Here is a 25,684-nt window from a genome sequence, read left to right on the forward strand (position 1 = left end):
ATGGCCTACCTGCCGCGCGCGGAGCGTCGGGACTCGATCGTCGCCGCAGCGGCCGCCGTCGTGCGCCGTGCCGGGCTCGGCGCCGTCACCGCGCGCGTCGTGGCCGACGAGCTCGGTGGCTCCCCCGGCCAGATCCACCACCACTTCGCGTCGACGGACGAGCTCGTCGCGGAGGCCTGGCGGCGCTATGCCCGAGAGGAGATCGTCGCCTTCGAGGGCGCGTCCCGCGGTCTGGCGCCGCGCGCGGGGCTCGAGCTCTTCTTCGAGGACCTCGTCGGTCCGGACGGTGACGGCCGGGCCCTGGCGCTCTGGGCCGAGGCGGGCGCCCACGCCCAGCTGCGGCCGGAGGTCGCGGACGCCTACGTGGAGACGCTCGACCACCTGGTCGCCGTCCTCGCGGACGTCCTCGGCGGCCCGGATCGCCGCGACGCCGCGGGCAGGGTGCTCATGGTCGGCGTCGGCCTGGCGGGGCTGAGCCGGGTGGGTGGGGCCGCGGCGATCCCTCCGCGCGCGGTCATGCGGTCGGCGATCGACACGGAGACGACGTCGCGCTGACGGCACGGCACGCGGGTCAGGCCGTGCGCACCACGAGCGCGCCGGGGTCGACGCGGGACTCGATCTCCACGGCGAGGCCCAGCACGTCGCCGTCGACCTGGGCCTGCTCGCCGCCCTCCACGCGCACGCGGACGCGCCGGGCGCGCGCGTGGTCGATGCGTCCGATCTTGGCGGGCAGGTCGTTGCGCACGCCGAGGCCCTGCATGACGACCTCCCCGAAGAGCTGCGCCCAGCCCACGACCCCGCCGCGCGTGTCGATCGCGGCGATGTCCAGGATCCCGTCGTCGATCACCGCGTCGGGCAGGAGCGTCAGGCCCCCGGGGAGGCGGCCGCAGTTGCCGATGAGGAGCGAGCGCAGCCGCGCCTCGACGGGCGGCGTGTCGTCGAGCTGGATGCGTGCGCGCATGCGGCGCCCGTGCAGGTGCCGGATGCCCGCGACGAAGTAGGCGACCCAGCCCACCTTCGCCTTGAGGTCGTCGTCGGTGTCGGCGACCATCGCGGCGTCGAACCCGAGCCCGGCGATGACGAGGAAGATGTGCTCCTTGTCGGTGTCCCGGGCGGGGTCGGGCGCCGTCCCCGGCTCGTCCCCCTCGGCGGGGGTGACGTCGGCGTAGCGCAGGACCTTGACCCAGCCGACGTCGACCGGGCGGTCGGAACCCGCGATCACGACGGCCAGCGCGGCGCGCGCGTCGCCCACCGGCAGGTCGAGGTTGCGCGCGAGGAGGTTGCCGGTGCCCACCGGGACCAGGCCCATGGTGCGGCCGCTGCCGACCATGCCCTCGGCGACCGCGCGGACCGTGCCGTCCCCGCCCACGGCGACGACGACGTCCGCGCCCTGCGCGAGCGCCGCACGGGTCTGCCCGACGCCCGGGTCCTCGACCGTCGTCTGGAACCACAGCGGGTCGGGCAGGGCGGCGTCCGCGAAGGCCGCGCGCACGACCGCCTCCAGCCCGGCGACGTCGGGCTTCGACGGGTTCGCGACGAACGCGACGAGCTCGCGCGGGTCGTCCTCGACCGCGGGCTCCTCGACGGGCGGCGCGTCGCCGTGCGCGCGGCGCTGCCGGGTCTGCTGCGCGCGCAGGCCCAGCGCGACGACGAGTGCCACCACCGCGACGGCGAGCGCCGCGATCGCGAGCCAGAGCGTCCAGGACATGGCGACACCGTAGCGGGGTGGGCGCGGGAACGGTCCGCGACCGGGGGCCGCCGGGTTCGTTAGGCTGCTGGCGTGATCGACCTCCGCCTCCTGCGCGACAACCCCGACATCGTCCGAGCCAGCCAGGTCACCCGTGGTGACGACCCCGCGCTGGTGGACGCCGCCCTCGACGCCGACGCCCGTCACCGCGCCGCGCTGAGCGAGTTCGAGAGCCTGCGCGCCGAGCAGAAGTCCCTCGGCAAGCAGGTCGCCCAGGCACAGGGGGAGGAGAAGCAGGAGCTGCTCGCGCGGACCAAGCAGCTCGCGGCCGACGTCAAGGCGCGCCAGGCCGACGCGGACGCCGCGGCGGAGGAGCTGCGCGGGCTGCTGTACCGCATCTCGAACGTCGTCGCGGGCGCGCCCGCGGGCGGCGAGGACGACTACGTCGTGCTGCGCGAGGAGGGGACGATCCGCGACTTCGCCGCGGAGGGCTTCACGCCGCGCGACCACCTCGACCTCGGCGAGGGCCTGCGCGCGATCGACACCGAGCGCGGCGCGAAGGTGTCGGGCGCCCGGTTCTACTACCTCACGGGCGTGGGCGCGCGCCTCGAGCTCGCGCTGCTCAACGCCGCGATGGACACGGCGGTCGCGGCCGGGTTCACGCCCGTCATCACGCCGACGCTCGTGCGGCCCGAGGTCATGCAGGGCACCGGGTTCCTCGGCGCCCACGCGGACGAGATCTACCGCCTCGAGAAGGACGACCTCTACCTCGTCGGCACGAGCGAGGTCGCGCTCGCGGGCTACCACGCGAACGAGATCGTCGACCTCTCGGCCGGGCCCCTGCGCTACGCCGGGTGGAGCGCGTGCTACCGCCGCGAGGCCGGCTCGCACGGCAAGGACGTGCGCGGCATCATCCGCGTGCACCAGTTCCACAAGGTCGAGATGTTCTCCTACTGCGACCCGGCCGACGCCGAGGCGGAGCACCAGCGCCTGCTCGGCTGGGAGGAGCAGATGCTGCGCCTCGTCGACCTGCCGTACCGCGTCATCGACACCGCGGCGGGCGACCTCGGGTCGAGCGCCGCGCGCAAGTTCGACTGCGAGGCGTGGCTGCCCACGCAGCAGCGCTACCTCGAGCTCACGTCGACGTCGAACTGCACCACGTTCCAGGCGCGCCGCCTCAACGTGCGCGAGCGCGTCGAGGTCGACGGCAAGAGCGAGACGCGCACCGTCGCGACGCTCAACGGCACGCTCGGCACGACGCGCTGGATCGTCGCGATCCTCGAGAACCACCAGCAGGCCGACGGATCGGTCCGCGTGCCGGAGGGGCTGCGCCCGTACCTCGGCGGCCTCGAGGTCCTCGAGCCGGTGGTGGCGTGACGGGTCCCCTCGTCCCGGACGACGCGTCCGGGCCGCTGCTCGTCGCGCTCGACATCGACGGCACCCTCATGTCGTACGACCAGGAGCTGTCGGACGACGTGCGCGACGCCGTCGCCGACCTGCGCGCGGCCGGGCACCACGTGGTGCTCGCGTCGGGGCGCTCGCTCATCGCGATGACGCCCGTCGCGGAGATCCTGGGGATCGACCGCGGCTGGGTCGTCGCGTCCAACGGCGCGGTGACCGCGCGTCTCGACCCGGACGAGCCCGACGGGTACGTCCTCGAGGACGTCGTGACGTTCGACCCGGGCCCGGCCCTGCGGCTCCTGCGCGAGCACCTGCCCGACGCGCGGTACGCCGTCGAGGACGTCGGCGTCGGGTTCCGCATGAACGAGCTCTTCCCCGACGGCGAGCTCGACGGCGTGCACCGCGTCGTCGACTTCGACGAGCTGTGGTCGGGCGAGGTCACGCGCGTGATCGTGCGGGCGCCGGGGTCGACGAGCGAGCAGTTCCACGAGCTCGTCGAGCGCCTCGGCCTGGACGACGTCACGTACGCCGTCGGCTGGACGGCGTGGATGGACATCGCGCCGCTCGGCGTCACGAAGGCGACCGGGCTCGAGCTCGTGCGCCGCACCCTGCACGTCCAGCCGCACCGCACCGTCGCGGTCGGCGACGGCCGCAACGACGTCGACATGCTCCGCTGGGCGGCGCACGGCGTCGCGATGGGCCACGCGGACGCCGTCGTGCAGGCCGCCGCCGACGAGGTCACCGGCTCGATCGAGGACGACGGCGCGGCCCACCTCCTGCGCAGCCTCCTGCCCTGACCGCGAGGTAGAGCCGTGGTTGCCGAGGTAGAGGCCCGGTACCGCGAGGTAGAGCCCTGGTGGGCCGAGGTAGAAGCGTGGTCTCGCGAGGTAGAGCCTGGGTGGGCCGAGGTAGAGGCGTGGTCGTGACCGGGCCTCTACCTCTCGACGGCGTGGCCGTCCGGGGTGCGCGGCCCGACGACGCGGCGGCGGTCTGGCCGCTCGTCGTCGCCTTCGCGCCGTCGTTCGTCCCCGAGAGTGCGGCTTTCGACGCGTCGTTCGCGACGCTCCTCGCGGACGACGACGCGCTGGTCCTCGTCGCCGAGGCGGGGGACGCCGTCGTCGGCTACCTCGTGGCGCACCGACACGCGACGCTCTTCGCCAACGCCCCCGTCGGGCGGGTCGAGGAGGTCATGGTCGACGACGACGCGCGCCGTCGCGGGATCGGGCGCCTGCTCGTGGAAGCGGCCGAGGACTGGGCTGCCGCGACGGGCGCCGCGTACGTCGCCCTCGCGACCCGGCGCGCCGCGCCGTTCTACGCGGCGCTGGGCTACGACAATACGGCGGCGTTCTTCCGGAAGGTTCTTCCGCCGAGGTAGAGGCGTGGTCAGACCACGCCTCTACCTCGGGGTACCACGCCTCTACCTCGCGGTACTACGCCTCTACCTCGCGGGGTGGTCAGTCGCGGGGCTCACGCGCGGTGAGGACGACCGGGCCGTCGGGCGTGATCGCGACCGTGTGCTCGCTGTGGGCGCCGCGCGAGCCGTCGGCCGAGCGCAGGGTCCAGCCGTCGGGGTCGGTGTAGATCTCGTCCGTGGTCTCGAGGAACCACGGCTCGATCGCGATGACGAGGCCCGGCTTGAGGGGGAACCCGCGCTTGCGACGGCCGTCGTTGGGGATGTGGGGCTCGCCGTGCATCGTGCGGCCCACGCCGTGCCCGCCGAAGTCGGTGTTCACCGAGTAGCCCGCGGCGTGCGCGACGTCGGCGATGGCGGCGGAGATGTCGCCGACCTTCTTGCCCGGCTGCGCGGCCGCGATGCCGGCCTCGAGCGCGCGCTCGGTCGTCTGGATGAGCTTCGCGTCGGCCTCGCCCAGCGCCCCGGCGCGCGGCGTCCCGACGACGAACGACAGCGCCGAGTCCGCGACCCACCCGTCGACCGACGCGGCGAAGTCGATGCTCAGCAGGTCGCCGTCGCGCAGCGCGTAGTCGTGGGGGAGGCCGTGCAGCACGGCGTCGTTGACGGACGTGCAGATCACCTTGCCGAACGGGCTCGCCCCGAACGACGGGTGGTAGTCGATGTAGCACGACTCGGCCCCGCGGTCGCGGATCATCTTGTGCGCGACCTCGTCGAGCTCGAGCAGGTTCGTCCCGACCTTGGTGGCGGCGCGCACCGTGGTGAGGACGTCGGCGACGAACCGTCCAGCGGGTCGCATCTGGTCGATCTCCCGCGGGGTCCTCAGCTCGATCATCGTGGTCCTTCCGGTTCGCAGGTGGCGTGCCCGACGGCGGCGCGGCCGGCTCGAGCGGTGCCGAGCGGTGCCGCGGGACGGGCCTCCCCACGATATCGGTCCGCGCTGCCGCGGTGCGGCGGGAGCGGGTGCCGTGCGCACGCCGCCGGGGCGCAAGCGCTTGCATCGATCTGCTCACGATGCGGCACGGCGCCTCGCCACGTGGCCTCCGGGCGTGGCAGCATCACCCGTCGTGGCAGGTATCGACGACGTCGCCCAGGCCGCCGGGGTGTCCACGGCGACCGTCTCGCGCGCCCTGCGCGGCCTGCCCAACGTGTCGGAGGCGACGCGCCTGCGGGTGCTCGCGGAGGCGGCCCGGCTCGGCTACGTGCCCACGCCGTCGGCGTCGTCGCTGGCCACCGGGCGCACCCGCACCATCGGGGTGCTCACCCCGTGGGTCAACCGCTGGTTCTTCGCCAACGTCATCGAGGGCGCCGAGCGTGCGCTCCGCGACCTCGGCTACGACGTCCTGCTGTACACGTTCGACGTCCGCCGGACGTCGTCCCGCCGCCGGGTCGACCCGAGCGTGCTGCGCCACCGCGTGGACGGGACGCTCGTCGTCGGGCTGCCGCTCGACGACGACGAGGTGCGCTCGCTCGTCGGGCTCGCCCGGCCGCTCGCGTTCGTCGGGTCGGGGCCGGCCGACCAGGTGACGGTCCGGCTCGACGACGTCGCGACCGGCCGGGCCGCGACGCGTCACCTGCTCGACCTGGGGCACCGGGTCATCGGCCACGTGACCGGGGTGCCCGACCTCGTGTCGTCGTGGTCGCCGCCGGTCGAGCGCGCGCGAGGCTACGTGCGCGCCCTGGAGGAGGCGGGGATCGTCGTCGAGCCGGACCTCGAGGTGAACGGCGACTTCGACGTCGCGGGAGGGCGCGAGTCCACGGCGGAGCTCCTGTGCCGCCGGCCGGACGTGACCGCCGTCTTCGCGGCGTCGGACGAGATGGCCATGGGGGCCATCCTCGCGGCGCGGGACCTGGGGCTGCGCGTCCCGGACGACCTGTCGGTCGTCGGGGTGGACGGCCACGACCTCGGGGAGCTCGTCGGGCTGACGACGATCGCCCAGGACGCCTACCAGCAGGGGTTCGACGCGGCGCTCCTCCTGCTCGAGATGATCAACGGGGCCCCGGTGCCGGAGAGCCTCACCTATCCGACCGAGCTGGTGCGCCGTGGGTCGACGGCGCCGCCGGGCGCCGGAGCCTGAGGCCCCGAGCCGCGCCTCGCCGCGCGCTCGACGACGCCGCGTGGGAGCGTGGCCAGGAGGGGAGGGGTGAGAGAGCGCGCACCCGGCGCACGTGACGGAATCGTTACGCAAACTCGCCTCTCCTGTGCTTGCGGCAGCGCGATGCAACCGCTTGCATGGTGCCTAGGGCGAGAGCGCACCCGCGCTCGCGACGTCGCGATGCGCCCGGTCCTCACCGGACCGGGGTGACGGCGTCCGTACCCACGACGAGGTGGAGGCTGACATGACCAGGACCACGAGGACCAGCGCGGCGCGTCGTCGCACGCTGGTGGTCGCCGCCGGCGGCGCGAGCCTCGCGCTCGTGCTCGCGGCGTGCAGCGGCGGTGGCGGCGGCGGAGGTGACGACGAGTCGCCGAGCGCCGAGGTGGACTGCGCCGACTACGAGCAGTACGGGGACCTCTCCGGCAAGACGGTGACGGTGTACTCGACGATCGTCGACACCGAGGCGGAGCAGCAGCAGGCGTCGTACGAGCCGTTCGAGGAGTGCACGGGCGCCACGATCGAGTACGAGGGCTCCAAGGAGTTCGAGGCGCAGCTCCCCGTCCGCATCCAGTCCGGCAGCGCGCCGGACATCGCGTACCTGCCGCAGCCCGGCCTGCTGCGCCGCATCGTCGCCGACTTCCCCGACGCGATCCAGCCCGTCGGGGAGGCGGCGTCCGCGAACGTCGACCAGTACTACACCGAGTCCTGGAAGGACTACGGCACCGTCGACGGGACGCTGTACGCGACGCCGCTCGGCGCCAACGTCAAGTCGTTCGTCTGGTACTCGCCGTCCATGTTCGAGGAGGCGGGCTACGAGGTCCCGACGACGTGGGACGAGCTCATGGAGCTCTCCGACCAGATCGTCGCGGACAACCCCGGCGGCGACGTCAAGCCGTGGTGCGCGGGCATCGCGTCCGGCGAGGCGACCGGCTGGCCGGCCACCGACTGGATGGAGGACGTCGTCCTGCGCACGGCGGGCCCCGAGGTCTACGACCAGTGGGTCAACCACGAGATCCCGTTCAACGACCCGCAGATCGCCACGGCGCTGGCCACGGTCGGCGACGTGCTGAAGAACGAGGAGTTCGTCAACGGCGGCCTCGGCGACGTGAGCACCATCGCGACGACCGAGTTCACCGAGGGCGGCTACCCGATCATCGACGGGCTGTGCTACATGCACCGCCAGGCGACGTTCTACCAGGCCAACTGGACGACCCTCGACCCCGACCTGGTGGTCGCGCCCGACGGTGACGTCTGGGCCTTCTACCTCCCGGGCGAGACCGCGGAGGACAAGCCGCTGCTCGGTGGCGGCGAGTTCGTCGCCGCGTTCAACGACCGTCCCGAGGTCCAGGCGTTCCACGCGTACCTGTCGAGCCCCGAGTGGTCCAACGCCAAGGCGAGCGTGACCCCGCAGGGCTGGATCAGCGCCAACAACGGCCTCGACCCGGAGCTGCTCCAGTCGCCGATGGACCAGCAGGCGTACGAGCTGCTCACGGACGACAGCTACACGTTCCGCTTCGACGGCTCGGACATGATGCCCGCCGCCGTCGGTGCCGGCTCGTTCTGGACCGAGATGACGGAGTGGATCGCGAGCGACAAGTCCGACGAGGCCGTCCTCGACGCCATCGAGGCGTCCTGGCCGACGTCCTGACCCGCGGGCGACCCGGGGCCTGACCGCGCGGCACGCGCCGCGGGCCGGGCTCCGGGTCCACGCGTCGACCCCGGGGGCGGGTCGTCCGGGGGGCCGATCCCCGGACGACCCGTCCCCGGGCCGTCCCGCCGCACACCACGTCGTCGTCCGGCCCGCCGCCGGCCACCTCAGGAGCTCTCACATGGACTGGTTGCTCGAACCCGCCGGGACGGGGGGCAAGCTCGCGGTGATGCTCGTCGCGATCCTGCTCTTCGTCGTCGTCATGGGCCTGATCCTCTTCCTCGTCGACCGGCCGCGGCGCGTGCCGGGCTGGGTCGTCGCGCTCGCGTTCGCCGGGCCCGCGGTCGTCATGCTCGCGTTCGGCCTGCTCTACCCGGGCCTGCGCACGATCCGGGACTCGTTCTACAACCGCACGGGCTCCGCGTTCGTCGGGCTCGACAACTACGTCACCGCGTTCACGCGCGACGAGTTCCAGATCGTCCTGCGCAACACCGCGATCTGGGTCATCGTCGTCCCGCTCGTCTCGACCTTCCTCGGCCTCGTCTACGCGGTGGTGGTCGACAGGTCCCGCTTCGAGAAGTTCGCCAAGACGCTGATCTTCCTGCCCATGGCGATCTCCATGGTCGGTGCGGGCATCATCTGGAAGTTCATGTACGAGTACAAGCCGGCGAGCCAGCCGCAGATCGGCCTCTTCAACCAGGTCCTCGTCTGGCTCGGGCTCGAGCCGCAGCAGTTCCTGCTCAGCGCGCCGGCCAACACGTTCTTCCTCATCCTCGTGATGATCTGGATCCAGGCCGGGTTCGCGATGACGATCCTCGCCGCCGCGATCCGCGCCATCCCGGACGACATCGTCGAGGCTGCCCGGCTCGACGGCGTCGGCGGCATGCGGATGTTCCGCTACATCACCGTGCCGAGCATCCGCCCCGCGCTCGTGGTCGTCCTCACGACGATCGCGATCGGCACGCTCAAGGTCTTCGACATCGTCCGCACCATGACCGGCGGCCGCTTCGAGACGTCGGTCGTCGCCAACGAGTTCTACACGCAGGCGCTGCGGCAGGGGGAGCAGGGGCTCGGCGCCGCGCTCGCGGTCATCCTGTTCGTCCTGGTCATCCCGATCATCGTGTACAACGTGCGGCAGCTGAAGCAGGCGGAGGAGATCCGATGAGCACCCCACTGTCCGCCTCCGTCCCGGACGCCCCGCTCGTCGACGAGACCGCCGAGGAGGGCAGCGGCAAGGGCATCGTCGCGGGCCTCGACGAGCGCGCGGGCAAGGTGCGCCGCAAGGTCTCGTCCCGGCCGGCGTCGATCATCGCGATCGTCCTCGCCGTCCTGTGGACCATCCCGACGTTCGGGCTCCTCGTCACGTCGTTCCGCCCGCCGCGCGAGATCCGGCGGTCGGGCTGGTGGGAGGCGTTCGCCAACCCCGAGTTCACGCTCGACAACTACACCGACGCGCTGTTCGGCGGGTCGACGAGCTTCGCGACGTACTTCATCAACTCCCTGGTCATCACGCTGCCCGCGGTGATCATCCCCATCACGCTCGCGTCGCTGGCCGCGTACGCGTTCGCCTGGGTGGACTTCAAGGGCCGCAACCTGCTGTTCGTCGCGGTGTTCGCGCTGCAGATCGTGCCGATCCAGGTCACGCTCGTCCCGCTCCTCACCCAGTACGTGGACTGGGGGATCGACGGGTCGTTCTGGCCCGTGTGGCTGTCGCACTCGATCTTCGCCCTGCCCCTCGCGATCTTCCTCCTGCACAACTTCATGAAGGACATCCCGCGCGAGCTCGTCGAGGCCGCCCGCGTGGACGGCGCCGGGCACGTGAAGATCTTCTTCCAGGTGCTCATGCCGCTGCTCGTGCCCGCCATCGCGGCGTTCGGGATCTTCCAGTTCCTCTGGGTCTGGAACGACCTGCTCGTCGCCCTCACGTTCGCGTCCGGCCAGGACACCGCGCCCATCACGGTGCGCCTCGCCGAGCTGTCCGGCTCGCGCGGGGCGAGCTGGCACCTGCTCCCGGCGGGCGCGTTCATCTCGATGGTCGTCCCCGTCATCGTGTTCCTCGCGCTGCAGCGGTACTTCGTGCGCGGTCTCCTCGCCGGGTCGGTCAAGGGCTGACGCCCGCCTCCCCGCGCAGGCGTCTGCGGCCCGTCCCGTGCATGGGACGGGCCGCAGCCGTGTGCTCGGCCGGCGCCGTCCCGTGCCGCGCGGGCGCCTAGAGTCGTCGCGTGCCTCGCCACCCCGCCGCCGCCCTCGACAAGGTCCCGGTCCCGGCGCTGTTCGTCGTCTCGGGGCTGACGCAGTACCTGGGCGCGGCGATCGCCGTCGGGCTGTTCGCCGTGGCCGGAGCGATCGAGATCGGGTGGCTGCGCATCGCGGCGTCCGCGCTGCTGCTGCTCGCATGGCGTCGGCCGTGGCGGCACCGGTGGACCCGGCACGACCTCGCGTGGGTGGCCGTGTTCGGCGTCGCCCTCGCCGCGATGAACCTCGCGTTCTACGTCGCGATCGACCACCTGCCGCTGGGGACGGCCGTCGCCATCGAGTTCCTCGGCCCCGTCGCGGTCGCCGCGGTCACGGGCAGCGGGTGGCGCGAGCGGGGCGCGATCGCGGTCGCGGCGGCGGGGGTCGTACTGCTCGCCGGGGTGACGATCGAGTCGGACCTCCCGCGCACGGACGCCGTGCTCGGGCTCACCGCGATCGGCGTCGCGGCCGCGTGCTGGGCGGCGTACATCCTGCTGGGACGGCGGGTCGCCGTCTCCGGGTCGGGGGTGACGTCGCTCGCCGTCGCGATGAGCGTGGGCGCGGTCGTGTTCGCGCCCTTCCTCGCGCGCGACGCCCTGCCGGTCCTCGGCGACTGGCGGCACGCCGCGGCCGTCGCGGGGATCGCGCTCTTCTCGTCCGTCGTCCCGTACGCGCTCGAGCAGGTCATCCTGCGCCGCGTGAGCGCGGCGACGTTCTCGGTGCTCCTCGCGCTGCTCCCGGCGTCCGCCGCGGTCGTGGGCGCCGTCGTGCTGCGGCAGGTCCCCACGGTCCCCGAGCTCGTCGGCCTCGTCCTCGTGTCCGGGGCCATCGCCATGACCGCGGCGCGACCGGGCGGGCGCGCGGGCGGGACGCCGCCCGGGGACGACGTCCCGCTCGACCCGCCGCCCGCCTGACGAGCGACCGCGCGCCACCGGTCCGGGCGCGTCCGCCCGGGACCGGCGAGGCCGAGCAGGGCCGTCAGAGGTACTGGCCCGGAGACGGCCGCCCGTCGTGCTCGTCGGGACGCCCGCCGGGATGTCCCGGAGCGGCGCCGGGGCCACCGGGGCCCATCGGGGGCAGCGAGCCGGGAGGCAGCGCGCGCCGGATCTGCGAGAGCTGCGCCTGCGCAGCCATCTGCTGGGCGACGAGCGCCGTCTGGATGCCGTGGAACAGGCCCTCGAGCCAGCCGACCAGCTGCGCCTGCGCGACGCGGAGCTCCGCGTCGGTCGGGACGGTGTCGTCCGAGAACGGCAGCGTGATCCGGTGCAGCTCCGCCACCAGGTCGGGGGAGAGACCCTCCTCGAGCTCGGTGAGCGAGCGCTCGTGGATCTCGGCGAGGCGCGACCGCGCCGCCTCGTCCAGCGGGGCGTCCCGGACCTCGTCGAGGAGCTTCTTGATCATGCCGCCGATGCGCATCACCTTGGCGGGCTCCTCGATGACCGTCGCCGGGTTGCGGTCGGGGTCGGTCGAGTCGTCGCTCTCGACGACGCTCACCCCCGTCCCGTCCGGCATCACGACGGTGGCGCGGGCGGGCTCGTCGGCGTCGTCGGCGGCGTCCTGCGCACCGTTCGCGGGTTCGGGGGCCGTGGGGTCGTCGGGGCGGGGGTCGCGCGGTTCGTCAGCCATGGGTCCAGTCTGGCGCGCGGCGCCCACGCGCGCACCGAGGCGCGGGATCTCCAGCCGTCGTCGGCCGTCGCCCGTGGTCAGGGCACGAGGAGCACCTTGCCGAAGACGTCGCCCGAGTCGAGCAGCTCGTGCGCCGTCGCGGCCTCCTCGAGCGGGAGGCGCGCGTGCACCACGGGGCGGACGCGGCCGTCCTCCACCATCGGCCAGACGTGCGTGAGGACCTCGTGCACGATCCGCGCCTTCTCGGCCGGCGGGCGCGCCCGGAGCGTCGTCCCGGCCACCGTGGCGCGCCGGGCGAGGAGGAGGCCCAGGTCGAGCTCCGCGCGTCGGCCCTTCTGCATGCCGATGACGACCAGTCGCCCGCCCGTGGCGAGCACCTCCAGGTTGCGCGGCAGGTAGGCGGCGCCGACGACGTCCAGCACGACGTCCGCGCCGTGCCCGCCGGAGGCGTCCCGCACCGCGGCGACGAAGTCCTCCTCGCGGTGGTCGACGGCGAGGCTCGCCCCGAGCGCGAGGCACCGGTCGGCCCGGTCGCGCCCGCCGGCCGTGACGGCGACGCGGGCGCCGAGCGCGGCACCCACCTGCACGGCGACCGTCCCGACGCCGCCCGACCCGCCGTGCACGAGCAGCCACTCGTCCGCGCCGAGGCGGCCCACATCGACGACGTTGCTCCACACCGTGCACGCGGCCTCGGGGAGCGCGGCGGCGTCCACGAGGTCCACGCCGTCGGGGACGGGGAGCACCTGCGTCGACCGGACGCGCACCTGCTCGGCGTAGCCACCGCCGTCGAGCAGCGCGACCACGCGATCTCCCACGGACCACCCCGTGACGGACTCGCCGACGGCCGCGACCGTGCCCGAGACCTCGAGGCCGGGCCAGTCCGGCGCGCCGGGGGGAGGTGGGTAGGATCCGGCGCGTTGTAGCAGGTCAGCACGGTTCACGCCAGCGGAAGCGACGTGGACCACGAGCTCGTCCGGCCCGGGGGTCTGGTCAGGGAGCGCGGAAACCGTTAGTTTCTCAGGGCCACCGGGGGCCGATATCGTGACGCCTCGCACATCGCCGAGACTACGCGGACGGCCCGGGAGGCGCCGGTTCGCCGACGGGGCACCGCGGGCGCGGGACGAAAGTTCACGCTCCTCGCGGATTAGGTGTCCGGGGGATGTGCACCGATAGTTAGTACGCACGACCGGGGAGCGGAGCCCGGGAGGCGCCGCTGCCACGCGCGCCGACCGCGCCGCCGAACGGGTGGACCAGGGTGATGGAGGCAGGTTCGTATGCTCCGCAGGTTGAGCGTTCGCGGGAAGATCCTTGCGGCCCTCGCGGTGCCCGTCCTCGTCCTCTTCGCCGCCGCCGCGATCATCTCGGCGCAGGCCATCGGGTCGGCGCGCGACGCCAGCCAGACGAGCGCGCTCGTCGCGGCGCTCGCGGCACAGGACGCGGCGGGGACAGAGATCGCGGCCGAGCGCACGTACTCGTTCCTGGACGCGAACGAAGGCTCCGAGGAAGCCGCGGCGCAGATGATGGCGCAGCGCGAGAAGACGGACAAGGCGCTCGACGCGCGCGACCGCGCGTACGAGAAGCTCGACACGTCCGCGCTCGACCCGCGGGTGCGCAAGGCGGTCTCCGACACGATCGCGGACAGGGCCGACCTCCTGGCGATCCGGCAGGGCATCGACAGGTCCTCCATCGGCCAGCTCGCGCGCAACTCGCAGTACAACGCGCTCATCGACGATGCGCTCGAGGTGCCTCGGACGCTCGCGGACACGGCCCCGGACCGCGAGCTCGCGCAGTACCTCGACGCGTACGTCCTCCTCGACGAGCTCCTCGCCCAGCAGGCGCTCGAGCAGCCGCTCGCCGGCGCGGTCCTCGCCGCGGCCCAGCAGGGCGTCGACAGCACCGAGACGAACCAGCAGGCCGCGGTCCTGGTGACCAACGGCGACGCCCTCACGGCGCGCACGGCCACGGCCGTCCGACGGCTCCCGGGCGACTTCCTGCTGGAGCCGCCGAGCGCCACGTACAACCAGATCCGGCAGAACCTCGCCGGCTCCCGACCCAAGTCGACGCCCCCCAGCCAGGCCGCGCAGTGGCCGACGCTGTCGCAGGCGGACCGCGACCAGACGAGCCCGGTGCGTGACGACGTCCGCACCGCCACCGCGGAGAAGGCGTCCGACCTCGCAGGTGCGGCGACGACCCGCGCGGTCGTCACGATCCTCGCGACCCTCGCGGCCGTCATCGCCTCGATCCTCGTCGCGGGCTTCATCGCCCGTGCGATCGTCAACCCGCTGCGGCGCCTCACCGACGCGGCCGAGGACGTGCGTGACCAGCTGCCCCGCCTCGTCGAGCAGGTCGCCGTCCCGGGGCAGGGCCCCGGCATCGACCTGGCGCCGATCACGGTGGAGTCCACGGACGAGGTCGGCCAGCTCGCGACCGCGTTCAACGACGTCAACCAGACGACCATCAAGGTCGCGCGCGAGCAGGCCGCTCTCCGTGGCTCGATCGCGGAGATGTTCGTCAACGTCGCGCGCCGCGACCAGGTGCTCCTCAACCGACAGCTCGCGTTCCTCGACGACCTCGAGCGCTCCGAGGAGGACGCGGGCACGCTGTCCAACCTCTTCCGCCTCGACCACCTCGCGACGCGTATGCGCCGCAACGCGGAGTCCCTCCTCGTCCTCGCGGGCATCGACTCGGGTCGCCGCGTGCGCCAGCCCATGCCGGCCTCGGACGTCATCCGTACGGCGTCGTCCGAGATCGAGCTGTACGACCGCGTCCGCCTGAACCTGGTCGTCGACCCGCTCATGCTCGGGCACAACGCGCTCAACGCCGCGCACCTGCTCGCCGAGCTCCTCGAGAACGCGACGATGTTCTCGGAGCCGCACACCCCCGTCGAGGTCACGACCGGCCGGGACGAGCACTTCGTCTACGTGACGGTCCGCGACCACGGCCTCGGGATGACGCCGGACGAGATCGCGGAGGCGAACCGCAAGGTCGCGACGCACGCGGCGTCCGACGTCGTCGGCGCGCAGCGCCTGGGCCTCTTCGTCGTCGGTCGTCTCTCCGACCGCCTCGGCGCGAAGGTCCGGTTCAGCACGAGCGGCGAGGACCAGGGGACCGAGGTCGTCGTGTCGTTCCCGGCCGCCCTCTTCGTCCCCGACTCGAACGTGCCGCTCCCGCAGCCGACGGACCCCCTGGAGACGAGCACGCAGGCCGCCGCCCAGCAGCTCGCCGGCACGGGGGTCCTCCCGGCGCTCCCCGCCGCCGACGTCGCGGCCCCGGCCGCGCCGTCCGTCCCCGCACCCGCGGCGACGGCGTCGTTCCCGACCGTCGAGCCCGAGGCGCCCGTCGCGGTGCCCGTCGACCTCGACGCGCTCACGGACGGCACCACGCAGACCGGCATGCCCCGCCGTCGTTCGCGCACGGTCGACCCCGCCGCCGCGGCACCGAGCGCGTCCTTCGCGTCGGGTCCCCAGACCGGCGCGATCGTCCTCCCGCCGCTGGCCACGCCGGCGCTCCCGGAGCAGCTCCCGGCGGCGGACGAGGCATGGACCCCGCCCGCGGAGGTCGCCGACGCCGGCGCTGCCCTCCCGAGCCGGTCGCGCCCGGCCGCGACCCCCGTGGAGCCGGTCTCGGCCGAGATCCCGGTCCTCGACGTGAGCACGCGCAGCGCGCTCTTCTCGAGCTTCCGCCCGGTCGGCGACCGTCCGGCCACCGAGAACCCGGTGGAGCTGCCCGTCGCCCCGGACGTCACCGCCACGGACATCCCGCTCGTCGCCGAGGCCCCGGCCGACACCCCGGTCCAGCAGGACGTGTGGACGCCGCAGGACCCCGCCGTCGCGCCGGTCCAGGACACGTGGGCCCCTGCGCAGGCCTGGGCGCCGGAGCAGCCCGCCGAGCAGGCGTGGACGCCGGAGCCGGCTGCCGACGCGTGGGCGCCGTCGTCCGTGGCCGACGCGCCGCTCGACGCGACGCGTGTCGTGCCGGCGGTCCCGGCCGAGCCCGTCGACGACGCGACCGTCGCGCGCGTCCCGCTGGTCCAGCGCACCCCGGCGGCCCCCGAGCCGGCCGCGGCCCCCGCGCCGGCGGCGACCCCGGTCGAGGCGGAGCTCCCGACCGACGTCCCGGTCGTGGCGACCGGCGGCGAGGCCGCGGTGGCGGAGGACATCCCTGCGGAGCTCACCTTCGAGGCGCTTCCCCGCTTCGAGGAGCTCATGGCCGACCTGCCGACGCGGCGGTCGCTGCGGGAGAGCCAGGCGCGCAAGCGCGGGCTCTTCGGCCGGCGTCCTCGGACGACGGCGACGCCGTCGGCGCGGCCGGCCGGACCGTCCCCGGAGGCCCTGGCCTCGCGCCCGGTGGGAGCACCCGGGGCCCCCGCTCCGACCCCGGCCCCTGCTGCCCCGGCGTCCGCGCCCGCCGTCGCGGCAGCCCCGGTCGCCGCTCCGCCGGTCGCCGCGCCCGCCGCTCCGCCGCAGGAGGCCCAGGCCCCCGCGCGGTCGTCGGCGTTCGCCCCGCGAGCCGGTCAGCCCGCAGGAGCCGCGAACGCGTCGTCGTTCGCCCCGGAGGCGCCCGTCGCCCCGGTGCAGGAGACGCGTGCGCTCGACCCGGTCCAGGACGCGCCGCCGGCGGGTGCCGGCTACACGGCGCCGGAGCCGTCGGTCGCTGCCCCCGACCCTGCGCCGAGCCCGGCTGCGACGGGGTACGGCCCGCCGACCCCGCTCGTCCGACGACAGGTGGGCGACGCGATCGAGCCGCTGGAGCCCGGGTACATCGCCGACTCGGTCGAGGCGCGGTCGGACTGGATGGCGTCCGCGGTGCTGTACGAGGAGATGTCCACCCTGCTGCAGGGCAGCACCGACTTCCAGGAAGCGACCTTGGCGGACCCGAACGACGGCATCTACCAGCCCCTCCAGGTCGACGGCACGACGGCGTCGGGCCTGACCCGACGCTCGCGCGGCGAGGAGCGGGAGGGCTACGTCGACCGCTTCACGGCCCGCATCGACCGTGACCCGGAGCAGCTCCGGGCCCGTCTGTCGGCGTTCCAGTCGGCCACGGCCCGTGGCCGTGTCGAGGGCCAGGACGAGACGAGTTCGACCTGGACCCCCCAGGCCATGGATTATGTCCCTGATTCAGCGCCGCAGGCGCGGTGACGACATGCCGTCTGCGGCAACTGACGAGGAGGAAGAGTGAACGCGCTCAGCACCGAGGCAACCAACTTCGGGTGGCTGCTCGACAACTTCGTGCGGACGGTCCCGGGCAGCCGGCACACGCTCGTGGTGTCGGCGGACGGCCTGCTCATGGCGATGTCGGACCAGCTCGACCGCACGAGCGGCGACCAGCTCGCGGCGATCGTCTCCGGCATGTCGAGCCTGACCCGCGGGGCGGCCCGGCAGCTCAACGGAGGGAACGTCCGCCAGGCCATCATCGAGATGGACAACGGGTTCCTGTTCCTGATGAACGTCTCGAACGGGTCCGTCCTGGGCGTCGTGGCGGAGGCGAACTGCGACATCGGCCTCATCGGCTACGAGATGGCGCTCCTGGTCTCCCGCACCGAGGCGACACTGACGCCGCAGCTCATCTCGGAGATGCGGGGTAGCCTTCCCGTCGACGGCGCGACGCGAGCCCCGGTGGGATGAGGACTGATCGATGACGAACGTACCTTTCGGCAGCATGGGAGCACACGACGGGTACGAGGCGGCCACGGTCCGCCCGTACGCGGTCACGGGCGGTCGTGTGCGCTCCGCCACGTCCGACCTCCCGCTCGAGGCGCTCGTCGAGGTCATGCCGGGCGCCGTGAACAGCTTCGGGCTCCCGCCCGAGAAGCGCTCGATCCTCCAGCACGCCGCGCACACGTACGTCTCGATCGCCGAGCTCTCCGCGCTCCTGCGCCTGCCGCTCGGCGTGACGAAGGTGCTCGTCGCGGACCTGCAGGAGGACAACTACATCACCGTCCACACGTCGACCCCGCTCAACGTCCACACGGGTCACGGCAGCAACCACTCGGGTCTGTCCCTGAGCGTCTTGGAGAGTGTTCTCAATGGCATTTCCACCCTCTGACGGCTCGGGCAGCGCGCCGCAGGCCGGGCAGCCGTCCGGGGTGATCGGGGGTGTGCCCGGTGGCCAGGCGGCCGCCCGTCAGACCGCGTGGGCTCCGGTGAGCGCGCCTGCCGGCGTGCCGACGCAGGCGCCGGCGGCGTCGGCTCCGGCGCGTCCCGTCGCGGCACCGGCACCGGCACCGACGGCGCCGTCGGTCTCGGCCGTCGCCCCGGCGACGCCCGCCGTGGCGCCGGCACCGGTCGCCCAGGCAGCGGCTCAGCCGCGCACCGCGCCGCAGCCCCTCGCCGCCGCGCAGCCCGCGGCGCCGGCCCAGCCCGCCCCGTCCGTCGCCCCGGCGCAGCCCTCCGCGGCGCAGGCTCCCGCGGCAGGCCAGCCGTCGGCAGCAGCGCAGCCCGCCGGTGCCCCGGCAGCGGCGCGGACGGCGCCGACGGTCGTCAAGATCGTGGTCGCGGGCGGGTTCGCCGTCGGCAAGACCACGTTCATCGGGTCGATCTCCGACGTCGAGCCGCTCAACACCGAGGCTGCGATGACGGAGCACTCGGTGGGCGTCGACGACGCGGGCGGCGTGTCCGACCGCAAGACGACGACGACCGTCGCGATGGACTTCGGCCGCGTGTCCCTCCCGGGCAACCTGTGGCTGTACCTGTTCGGCACGCCGGGCCAGGACCGCTTCCTCTTCATGTGGGACGACCTGGTGCGCGGCGCGATCGGTGCCGTCGTGCTCGTGGACACCGACCGCCTCGAGCAGTGCTTCCCGGCGATCGACTACTTCGAGTCACGCAACATCCCGTTCGTCGTCGGCGTGAACTGCTTCGACGGCGTGGCCAAGCACAAGCTCGAGGACGTGCGCGAGGCGCTCCAGATCCCTGCGCACGTGCCGATGCTCTACACGGACGCGCGGTCGCGGGCTGCCACCAAGCAGACGCTCATCGCGCTCGTCCAGCTCGCGATGCGCCAGCTCCGCGGGGCGGCCTGACCTCCGCGGTCCCGGTCCCACCGCCCGACGGCGGGTCGCCCTCCACGGGGCGGCCCGCCGTCGTCGTGCACGGGCCGGGCGTGCCACAATGGCTCGCCGGGAGGGCTGACAGAGCGGCCTAATGTGACGGTCTTGAAAACCGTTGTGCGGCAACGCACCGGGGGTTCGAATCCCTCGCCCTCCGCAGGTCGTCGGGCCGGGTCCGGAGCAGTGCTCCGGACCCGGCCCGACGTGCGTCCCGGCGACGCCCGCGCGACGAGGACCCCTTCGTACTATCGTCGGTCGGACGAGGACGGTCGGACGTGCCTGCGCGCGTCGCCACGGGTGGTCCGGCGGGCGGGGGCGCGTGCCACGGGGACCGGCCTGGGCGCACGGGACGGCACGGCGCGGTGCGTCCGCCAGCGGGTGAGGTGCGGTCTCTGGGGGGAGCGGCCCATGACGAGCACGACCGGGACGGCGCGGGAGCGCGGTCTGCCTGCGTCGCGCGCCAGGGGGCGGCGGGTGCTCGCCGGTCTGGTCGCGACGCTCCTGCTCGGGGCCGTGCTGGTGCCTCTCTCCCCACCGCCGACGGCGGACGCCGCGACGCTCCAGCCGTCCGGCCTGCAGACCGGCATGGAGGTCGACGGGACGTCGGGTTCCGGCAGCCCGCCCGAGACCTTCAACTGGGACGACTTCCTCACCGACGTGCAGCCCGACGGCGCGTTCACGTTCACCCCGACCGGCCCCTACACGACGCCCCAGGGGTTCGAGTCGTCGGGGATCGTGCAGGCCAGCTTCGCGTGGGACAACGGGAGCCTCGCTCAGTCCTGCAACGCCAACCCCGACCAGACGGGCGCCCCGCCCAGCCAGAGTCCCGGCACCAACCCGTGGCGGCCGGGCCCGTCGAACCCGAACGCCAAGGGCGACCTGTGCTCCACGGGGTACGGGCTGGAGTACGTCGTCGACGGCGGTGGCGAGCGGCACGCGATCCTCTACGGCTACTGGACCCGGTACGCGGGTGCGGGCGAGGTCAGCGTCTTCCAGCACCTCGAGGGCCCGGGACCGGGACGCTGCGACGATGTGCTGCTCGAGTTCGACTACGCGTCGTCGGGCACGACGGCCGCCGTGCACCGGTGGACCCCTGCCGCGGGAGACGGCTGCGCCAACGCCCTGGGCCCCGGGACCTGGACGCCGGACCCGGGTTCCGTGGACTTCGCGTGGGCGGTCGGCGTGCGCTCCGAGGGCCCGCCGCTGACGAACCAGCCGCAGGAGACGTTCGGCGAGTTCGCGATCGACCTGAACACCGCGGGCGTCCTCGCACCCTCCGAGTGCGCGACCTACGAGGTCGCGGAGATGCTCACGCGCACCGGCAACTCGCCGAACGCGAACATCCAGGACTTCGCCGACCACGCGCCGGACCGGATGACCATCGCCAACTGCGGTGCGCTCACGGTGACCAAGGCGACGGTCCCGCAGAGCGCGGACACCGGGGCCCGGTTCGGCTTCACGGTGGCGAGCGACACGGGCCCGGTGCAGCCGGGTCCGCCGCCCGTGCCGACGGTCTCGGGGACGCTCGCGAGCGGGGAGACCGTCCGGTTCGACGACGTCCTGTTCGGTTCCGCCTTCTCCCTCACGGAGAGCGACGTCCCGCCCCCGTGGGACCTGCAGTCCGTCGTGTGCACCGCGGTCCCCGCGGGGGGCGGGCCGCCCGAGCAGTTCGTGCTCGACGACCCGGCGGACCGGTTTCCGGTGCGTCCGCTGAGCACCACCGACTGCGTCATCACCAACGAGGCCGCCGTCGTCACGGTGACCAAGCAGACCGACCCCGACGGGTCGCCGCAGGAGTTCTCCTTCGAGGCGACGGGGCAGGCGGGCTTCACGCTCCACGACGGCGAGAGCGCGTCCTTCCCCGTGCCCGCCGGCGTGCCGTTCACGGTCTCCGAGGAGGCGACGCCGGGGTGGCTCCCCCCGGGGATCGTCTGCACGGCCCCCTCCACGCCGGCCGGGCAGGCCGTGACGGTGACCCCGGTGGCCGGGCAGAACATCGAGTGCACGTTCACGAACACGCAGCTCGGCACGGTGATCGTCTCCAAGGAGGCGCACGGCGTCGACGGGCGCACGTTCGACTTCACGAGCGACCTCCCGGGGAACGAGGACTTCTCGATCACGGTCGAGCAGGGCGACGGGACGCTCTACGAGCACACGATCCAGGACGTCCCGGCCGGGACGTACACGATCGAGGAGCTCACGGACGACGAGCTGCCCGCGACCCGGCTGGCCGACCTCGCGTGCACCTACGGCGGCGAGGACCACTCCGCCGACCCCGAGGGCCGCACGATCGGCCTGACGGTGCTCCCCGGGGAGACGGTGCGCTGCTTCTTCACGAACGTCACCCCCGGGTCGATCGCGGTCGTCAAGCGGACCGTCCCGGTCGAGTACGAGCAGGACTTCGACTTCCTCTTCGTCCCACCGGTCGGCGACCCGACGCCGTTCAGCCTGAGCGGCAGCTCCACCCCGCCGAACGTCGCCCTGCGCTCGTTCGACGGGCTCGAGCCCGGGACCTACACGATCACCGAGCCGGCGGACCCGGTCGGGTGGTCGCTCGCGGCCGACCCGCCCACGTGCAACGCGGACTTCTGGTCCCCCAGCGCGGACGGGCGCGGCGTGACGGTCGACCTGCCGGACGGCGGCGTCATCGTGTGCTTCTTCACGAACCTGGCCGCGCCGGCATCGCTCTCCCTGACCAAGACGGTCGTGGGCGCCGACCCCGCGTTCGGGTGGTCCGTCGACGTCGAGCTCGTGGCTCCCGACGGCACGGTGGACGGCCGGACGGCGACGACGGCGGCGCCGACGGTCGCGTGGGGAGAGCTCGTCCCGGGCGCGCTCTACACGGTGCGGGAGGCCGGAACGGTCCCGCCGGGATGGACCCGGGGGGAGGTCACGTGCGAGGGGCTCGCGGACGCCGACGCCACGGCGCCCGGGTTCCAGATCGAGGCGACGCCCGGGCAGCAGATCGCCTGCTCGGTGCAGAACACGGTCGCGACGTCGAGCATCTCCGTGGCCAAGGTGGCCACCGGGATCGGCGGCGACCTGCCGTGGTCGTTCGACGTCGCGATCGACCCCGTGCCCGCAGGGCAGACGTCGCCGCAGACCGCCTCGGGCGCCGGACAGGCGGCGGACGTCGTCACGTGGTCCGGTCTCGTCCCGGGCACCGCCTACTCGATCACCGAGGCGCCGGTCCCGGGATGGACCGCGGTCGACGTCGCGTGCACGGGAGTCACGGACACCGACCCGGGCACGCCCGGGATCCAGTTCGTCGCCCCGGTCGGGCTGGACGTGTCGTGCACGCTCACGAACACCGCGGTGCAGGGGAGCGGCACGCTCACGAAGACCTCCCTGGGCGGTGACGGGACGTTCGAGTTCGTGCTCACGGACGTCGACGGCGCCGTCGACCCCATCACGGTGCCGGTCACCACCGTCGACGGCACGGCGACGCTCGGCCTCCCGCAGATCGTCCCGGGTGTGCGGTACTCGTTCGTGGAGTCGGACGGGGACGGCTGGGTCGAGGGCGCGCTGACGTGCCTCGTCACCCCCGCGGACGGTGGGGAGCCGTTCCCGCTGACGGACCTCTCCGACTTCTCCGTCGGGCCCGGCGACGTCGCCGCGTGCACGGCCGAGAACGCGCGCCACGGCACGATCGTGGTCGCCAAGGTCGTCGACGGCGCCGACGGCGAGTTCGACTTCAGCGGGGACTGGCCGGACGCGGAGGACTTCTCCGTCGTCACGGAGGGCGGGGTCGGGACCGCGACGTTCGAGGACGTGGCCCCGGGGCCGTACGTCGTGACCGAGGTGGCGCAGGACGGGTTCGAGAACACGGCGCTGACGTGCGTCGACGGCGACCCGGACGGGTCACCGTCCACGGCCTCGGGCAGCACCGGGGCGATCGCGCTCGACCCCGGCGAGACCGTCGTGTGCACCTACACGAACACGCCGTGGGGCACCCTCGTGGTGGACAAGGTCACCGAGCCCGCCGGGTCGGAGCAGGAGTTCGGGCTTGAGTGGGCGCCGGAGGGCGGCGAGCCGTCGCCGTTCACCCTCACCGACGGCGACGAGCCGTTCTCTCCGGGCCCGCTCGCACCGGGGACGTACACCGTGACGGAGACGCCGACCCCCGGCTGGACCCTCGCGGACCTCGTGTGCGTCGGGTCCAGCGGGCCGACGACGGTCGACGGCGCGACCGCGACCGTGGACGTCAGGTCCGGGGAGACGGTGCTGTGCACGTTCACCAACGAGCGGCCGACCGCGCTCGACGTCGCCAAGAGCGTGGTCGAGGGGCCGGACCTGGTCGAGCCCGGCGTGTTCCGCATCGCCTACGAGGTCGTGGTGAGCAGCACCGCGGGCGTGGAGCGCACGTACGACCTCGTGGACCGGCTCGCGTTCGGCAGCGGCATCGTCGTGCGGGACGCGACGGTCGAGCCCGTGGACGGCCCACCGGTCGCCGACGACTGGGACGGCGTCGACCGCACGACGGTCGTCTCCGGCGCGACCCTCGCCGCGGGAGCCACGCACCGCTTCCGGGTGACGGTGACCGCGCAGGTCCCCGCCGACGTCGTCCCGGACGCGCTGCTGTGCGACCCGGCGGGTGCGGCCCCGGGCGGCTTCCTCAACACCGCGGCCGTGCTCGGGGAGGACGGCGCGACCGAGTCCGAGGCGGCCGCGTGCGCGCCCGCACCCGAGCCCCCGGACGACGGCGGCCCCACGCCTCCGGCTCCCGGGCCGACCGCGCCGCCCGCGCAGGCGGACCGCCCGCTCCCGGCGACGGGCGCGGACACGGGCGGGCTGCTCGGGGTGGCCGGGGTGCTCCTGCTCGCGGGAGGCGGGCTCCTCGTGGTCCGGCGGGTGCGTCGCTCCTGACGGGTCCCACGGGCCGGCCCGCGGCCGCGCGACGGTCCAGCCCCTGGGCACGGGGGGCCGGGACCTTCGGCGAGTGCCGCGCGGACGGACCTACGGGATCATGGCCTCGTGACGCCTGAGCCCTCCCCGGCCGACGAAGCCGGTCTCGAGCCCGTCGACCTCATCCGCCGGTCGGGCACCGTGCTGCGGATCGGCCGCCTCGCGCTCTCCGCCGGGACGGGCAGCTACCGCGTCAAGTCGCACATGACCCGCGCGGCGCGCGCGCTGGGGCTCGACCACATCGCCGCCCACGTGACGCTCACGGAGATCACGGCGACGTCGTACCGGGGCCCGATCTTCCGCACCGAGCTCACCGAGGTCCGGTCGATCGGGATCAACGCCGACCGTCTGGCGCAGCTCGAGCGGTTCTCGGCGGCCCTCCCGGCGGGCGCCGACCTCGATGCGGTCGAGGCGGAGCTCGACCGGATCTCGCGCCGCCCGCCGCTGTACGGGGCGCTGCTCAACGCCCTCTGGGCGGGGATCGCGTGCGCGGCGTTCGCGTTCCTCAACAACGGCGGTCTCGTCGAGTGCGGGGCGGTGCTGGTCGCCGCGGCGCTCGGCCAGGGCGTGCGGCGCGCGATGCTGCACCGGGGGATCAACCAGTTCGGCGTGACGATGCTCGCGGCCGCGGTCGCGAGCATCGCCTACCTCGCGCTCGTCCTGGCGCTGTCCGCGCTCGCGGGCGTCGACGGCGGGCACGAGGCCGGGTACGTCTCCGCGGTGCTGTTCCTCGTGCCGGGGTTCGCGCTCGTCACGGGCGCGCTCGACCTCGCGAAGCTCGACTTCTCGGCCGGGGTCGCGCGCGTGACGTACGCGCTCATGATCCTCGCCTCGGCCGCCCTGGCCGTGTGGGGCGTGTCGGCCGCGGCGGGCCTCGCCCCGGACCCGGTGCCGCCGCCCGGCCTGGCGGAGCCGCTGTTCCTCGGCCTGCGGAGCGTCGCGAGCTTCCTCGGGGTGCTCGGGTTCGCCCTCATGTTCAACAGCCCGTGGGCGATGGCGCTCGGGGCCGCGTCGATCGGCATGGTCGCGAACGTGGGGCGCCTGCTCCTCGTGGACGCCGACGTCGTCCCGCAGGCGGCCGCCGCGGCGGCCGCCCTGCTCGTGGGCCTGCTCGCCGCCACGGTCGCCCCGGCGCTGCGCGTCCCGCGCATCACCGTGTCCGTGCCCGCGGTCGTCATCATGGTCCCCGGCGTGACGGCGTACCGGGCGGTGTACGAGTTCAACACCGGCGCGACGGCGCAGGCGCTCGCCTACGCCGTCGAGGCCGGGCTGGTGATCGTCGCGCTCGCGATCGGGCTCGCCGTGGCCCGGATGCTCACCGACAGGGAGTGGACCTTCGAGCGGTAGCCGTCCGGACGGCGGCGGCGGGGGCGACCCGTCGGGCTCGGCGGTTTGGTCTCGCGGCGGCGCCCTTGTACCCTGGGCGACGCAGGCTCTCCGCCGAGCCTGCGAGGAGACGTCGCATAGTCAGGTCTAGTGCGCCACCCTGCTAAGGTGGTAACGGAGCAATCCGTTCGAGGGTTCAAATCCCTCCGTCTCCGCTCAGGAAGGTCCCGGCTGCCGAGCGCCCGGGGCCTTTTCTGTTGCCCGACCTCTGGTGCCCGACGCAGTGCCGTCAGCG

19 protein-coding genes and 2 tRNA genes are annotated in these 25,684 nt (G+C 73.9%); 17 read left to right on the forward strand and 4 right to left on the reverse strand.

Annotated features, from left to right (window positions below; genetic code table 11):
• Nucleotides 1–555, forward strand: coding sequence for a TetR family transcriptional regulator (locus tag ABRQ22_RS15610; protein ID WP_253052322.1), 555 nt, complete (start codon nt 1–3; stop codon nt 553–555).
• Nucleotides 556–571: 16 nt separating this feature from the next.
• On the opposite strand, the gene ABRQ22_RS15615 is transcribed toward ABRQ22_RS15610, so the two are convergent.
• Nucleotides 572–1,708: a diacylglycerol kinase family protein gene (locus ABRQ22_RS15615; RefSeq protein WP_353707390.1), complete on the reverse strand. Its 1,137-nt coding sequence runs from the start codon at nt 1,706–1,708 to the stop codon at nt 572–574.
• A 72-nt stretch (nt 1,709–1,780) separates the two neighbouring features.
• On the opposite strand from ABRQ22_RS15615, the gene serS reads away from it, so the two are divergent.
• The 3 genes from serS to ABRQ22_RS15630 all read left to right on the forward strand — a co-directional run bounded on the left by serS (nt 1,781) and on the right by ABRQ22_RS15630 (nt 4,463).
• Nucleotides 1,781–3,064, forward strand: a complete 1,284-nt coding sequence (gene serS / locus ABRQ22_RS15620) for a serine--tRNA ligase (protein WP_353707391.1) — start codon at nt 1,781–1,783, stop codon at nt 3,062–3,064.
• The gene (locus ABRQ22_RS15625) at nt 3,061–3,885 is read left to right on the forward strand and encodes an HAD family hydrolase (protein WP_308202298.1); all 825 of its coding nucleotides are present in this window, start codon (nt 3,061–3,063) and stop codon (nt 3,883–3,885) included. Before serS ends, ABRQ22_RS15625 begins: the two co-directional genes overlap by 4 nt.
• 125 nt (nt 3,886–4,010) lie before the next feature.
• Nucleotides 4,011–4,463, forward strand: coding sequence for a GNAT family N-acetyltransferase (locus ABRQ22_RS15630; protein ID WP_353707392.1), 453 nt, complete (start codon nt 4,011–4,013; stop codon nt 4,461–4,463).
• A 79-nt stretch (nt 4,464–4,542) separates the two neighbouring features.
• Here ABRQ22_RS15630 and map read toward each other — a convergent pair whose 3' ends face one another.
• A complete protein-coding gene (gene map / locus ABRQ22_RS15635; protein ID WP_064316124.1) occupies nt 4,543–5,334 on the reverse strand; it encodes a type I methionyl aminopeptidase in 792 nt (263 codons plus the stop codon).
• A gap of 232 nt (nt 5,335–5,566) precedes the next feature.
• Between map and ABRQ22_RS15640 the strand changes: the two genes are divergently transcribed.
• From ABRQ22_RS15640 to ABRQ22_RS15660, 5 genes are all read left to right on the forward strand, one after another.
• Nucleotides 5,567–6,577, forward strand: coding sequence for a LacI family DNA-binding transcriptional regulator (locus ABRQ22_RS15640; protein ID WP_353707393.1), 1,011 nt, complete (start codon nt 5,567–5,569; stop codon nt 6,575–6,577).
• Between the two features lie 262 nt (nt 6,578–6,839).
• On the forward strand, nt 6,840–8,246 hold the full coding sequence (locus tag ABRQ22_RS15645; protein WP_253052332.1) for an ABC transporter substrate-binding protein: 1,407 nt from the start codon (nt 6,840–6,842) through the stop codon (nt 8,244–8,246).
• Between the two features lie 181 nt (nt 8,247–8,427).
• Nucleotides 8,428–9,411, forward strand: a complete 984-nt coding sequence (locus ABRQ22_RS15650; protein WP_253052334.1) for a sugar ABC transporter permease — start codon at nt 8,428–8,430, stop codon at nt 9,409–9,411.
• On the forward strand, nt 9,408–10,358 hold the full coding sequence (locus ABRQ22_RS15655) for a carbohydrate ABC transporter permease (protein WP_253052336.1): 951 nt from the start codon (nt 9,408–9,410) through the stop codon (nt 10,356–10,358). The genes ABRQ22_RS15650 and ABRQ22_RS15655 overlap by 4 nt, the downstream gene beginning before the upstream one ends.
• 110 nt (nt 10,359–10,468) lie before the next feature.
• Nucleotides 10,469–11,395, forward strand: coding sequence for an EamA family transporter (locus ABRQ22_RS15660; RefSeq protein WP_353707394.1), 927 nt, complete (start codon nt 10,469–10,471; stop codon nt 11,393–11,395).
• Nucleotides 11,396–11,459: 64 nt separating this feature from the next.
• Here the strand turns inward: ABRQ22_RS15660 and ABRQ22_RS15665 are convergent, their stop codons facing one another.
• Nucleotides 11,460–12,107, reverse strand: a complete 648-nt coding sequence (locus ABRQ22_RS15665) for a bacterial proteasome activator family protein (RefSeq protein ID WP_290445177.1) — start codon at nt 12,105–12,107, stop codon at nt 11,460–11,462.
• Nucleotides 12,108–12,184: 77 nt separating this feature from the next.
• Complete coding sequence (locus ABRQ22_RS15670; protein ID WP_353707395.1) at nt 12,185–13,327, reverse strand: NAD(P)H-quinone oxidoreductase; 1,143 nt, start codon at nt 13,325–13,327, stop codon at nt 12,185–12,187.
• A gap of 66 nt (nt 13,328–13,393) precedes the next feature.
• On the opposite strand from ABRQ22_RS15670, the gene ABRQ22_RS15675 reads away from it, so the two are divergent.
• The 8 genes from ABRQ22_RS15675 (at nt 13,394) to ABRQ22_RS15710 (ending at nt 25,604) form a co-directional block, all read left to right on the forward strand.
• On the forward strand, nt 13,394–17,248 hold the full coding sequence (locus ABRQ22_RS15675) for a nitrate- and nitrite sensing domain-containing protein (RefSeq protein ID WP_353707396.1): 3,855 nt from the start codon (nt 13,394–13,396) through the stop codon (nt 17,246–17,248).
• 36 nt (nt 17,249–17,284) lie between these two features.
• A complete protein-coding gene (locus ABRQ22_RS15680; RefSeq protein ID WP_024839165.1) occupies nt 17,285–17,734 on the forward strand; it encodes a roadblock/LC7 domain-containing protein in 450 nt (149 codons plus the stop codon).
• A gap of 34 nt (nt 17,735–17,768) precedes the next feature.
• The gene (locus tag ABRQ22_RS15685; protein ID WP_031317001.1) at nt 17,769–18,155 is read left to right on the forward strand and encodes a DUF742 domain-containing protein; all 387 of its coding nucleotides are present in this window, start codon (nt 17,769–17,771) and stop codon (nt 18,153–18,155) included.
• 439 nt (nt 18,156–18,594) lie between these two features.
• Nucleotides 18,595–19,131: an ATP/GTP-binding protein gene (locus ABRQ22_RS15690; protein ID WP_082141054.1), complete on the forward strand. Its 537-nt coding sequence runs from the start codon at nt 18,595–18,597 to the stop codon at nt 19,129–19,131.
• 99 nt (nt 19,132–19,230) lie between these two features.
• Nucleotides 19,231–19,315: transfer RNA gene (locus ABRQ22_RS15695), tRNA-Ser, on the forward strand.
• A gap of 251 nt (nt 19,316–19,566) precedes the next feature.
• Complete coding sequence (locus ABRQ22_RS15700) at nt 19,567–24,024, forward strand: LPXTG cell wall anchor domain-containing protein (protein WP_353707397.1); 4,458 nt, start codon at nt 19,567–19,569, stop codon at nt 24,022–24,024.
• A 108-nt stretch (nt 24,025–24,132) separates the two neighbouring features.
• On the forward strand, nt 24,133–25,410 hold the full coding sequence (locus ABRQ22_RS15705; RefSeq protein ID WP_253052344.1) for a threonine/serine exporter family protein: 1,278 nt from the start codon (nt 24,133–24,135) through the stop codon (nt 25,408–25,410).
• A gap of 105 nt (nt 25,411–25,515) precedes the next feature.
• Nucleotides 25,516–25,604: transfer RNA gene (locus ABRQ22_RS15710), tRNA-Ser, on the forward strand.
• The last annotated feature ends 80 nt before the right edge of the window (nt 25,605–25,684 follow it).

Source organism: Cellulosimicrobium sp. ES-005, assembly GCF_040448685.1.
In the GTDB taxonomy this organism is placed as follows: Bacteria; Actinomycetota; Actinomycetes; order Actinomycetales; family Cellulomonadaceae; genus Cellulosimicrobium; species Cellulosimicrobium cellulans_G.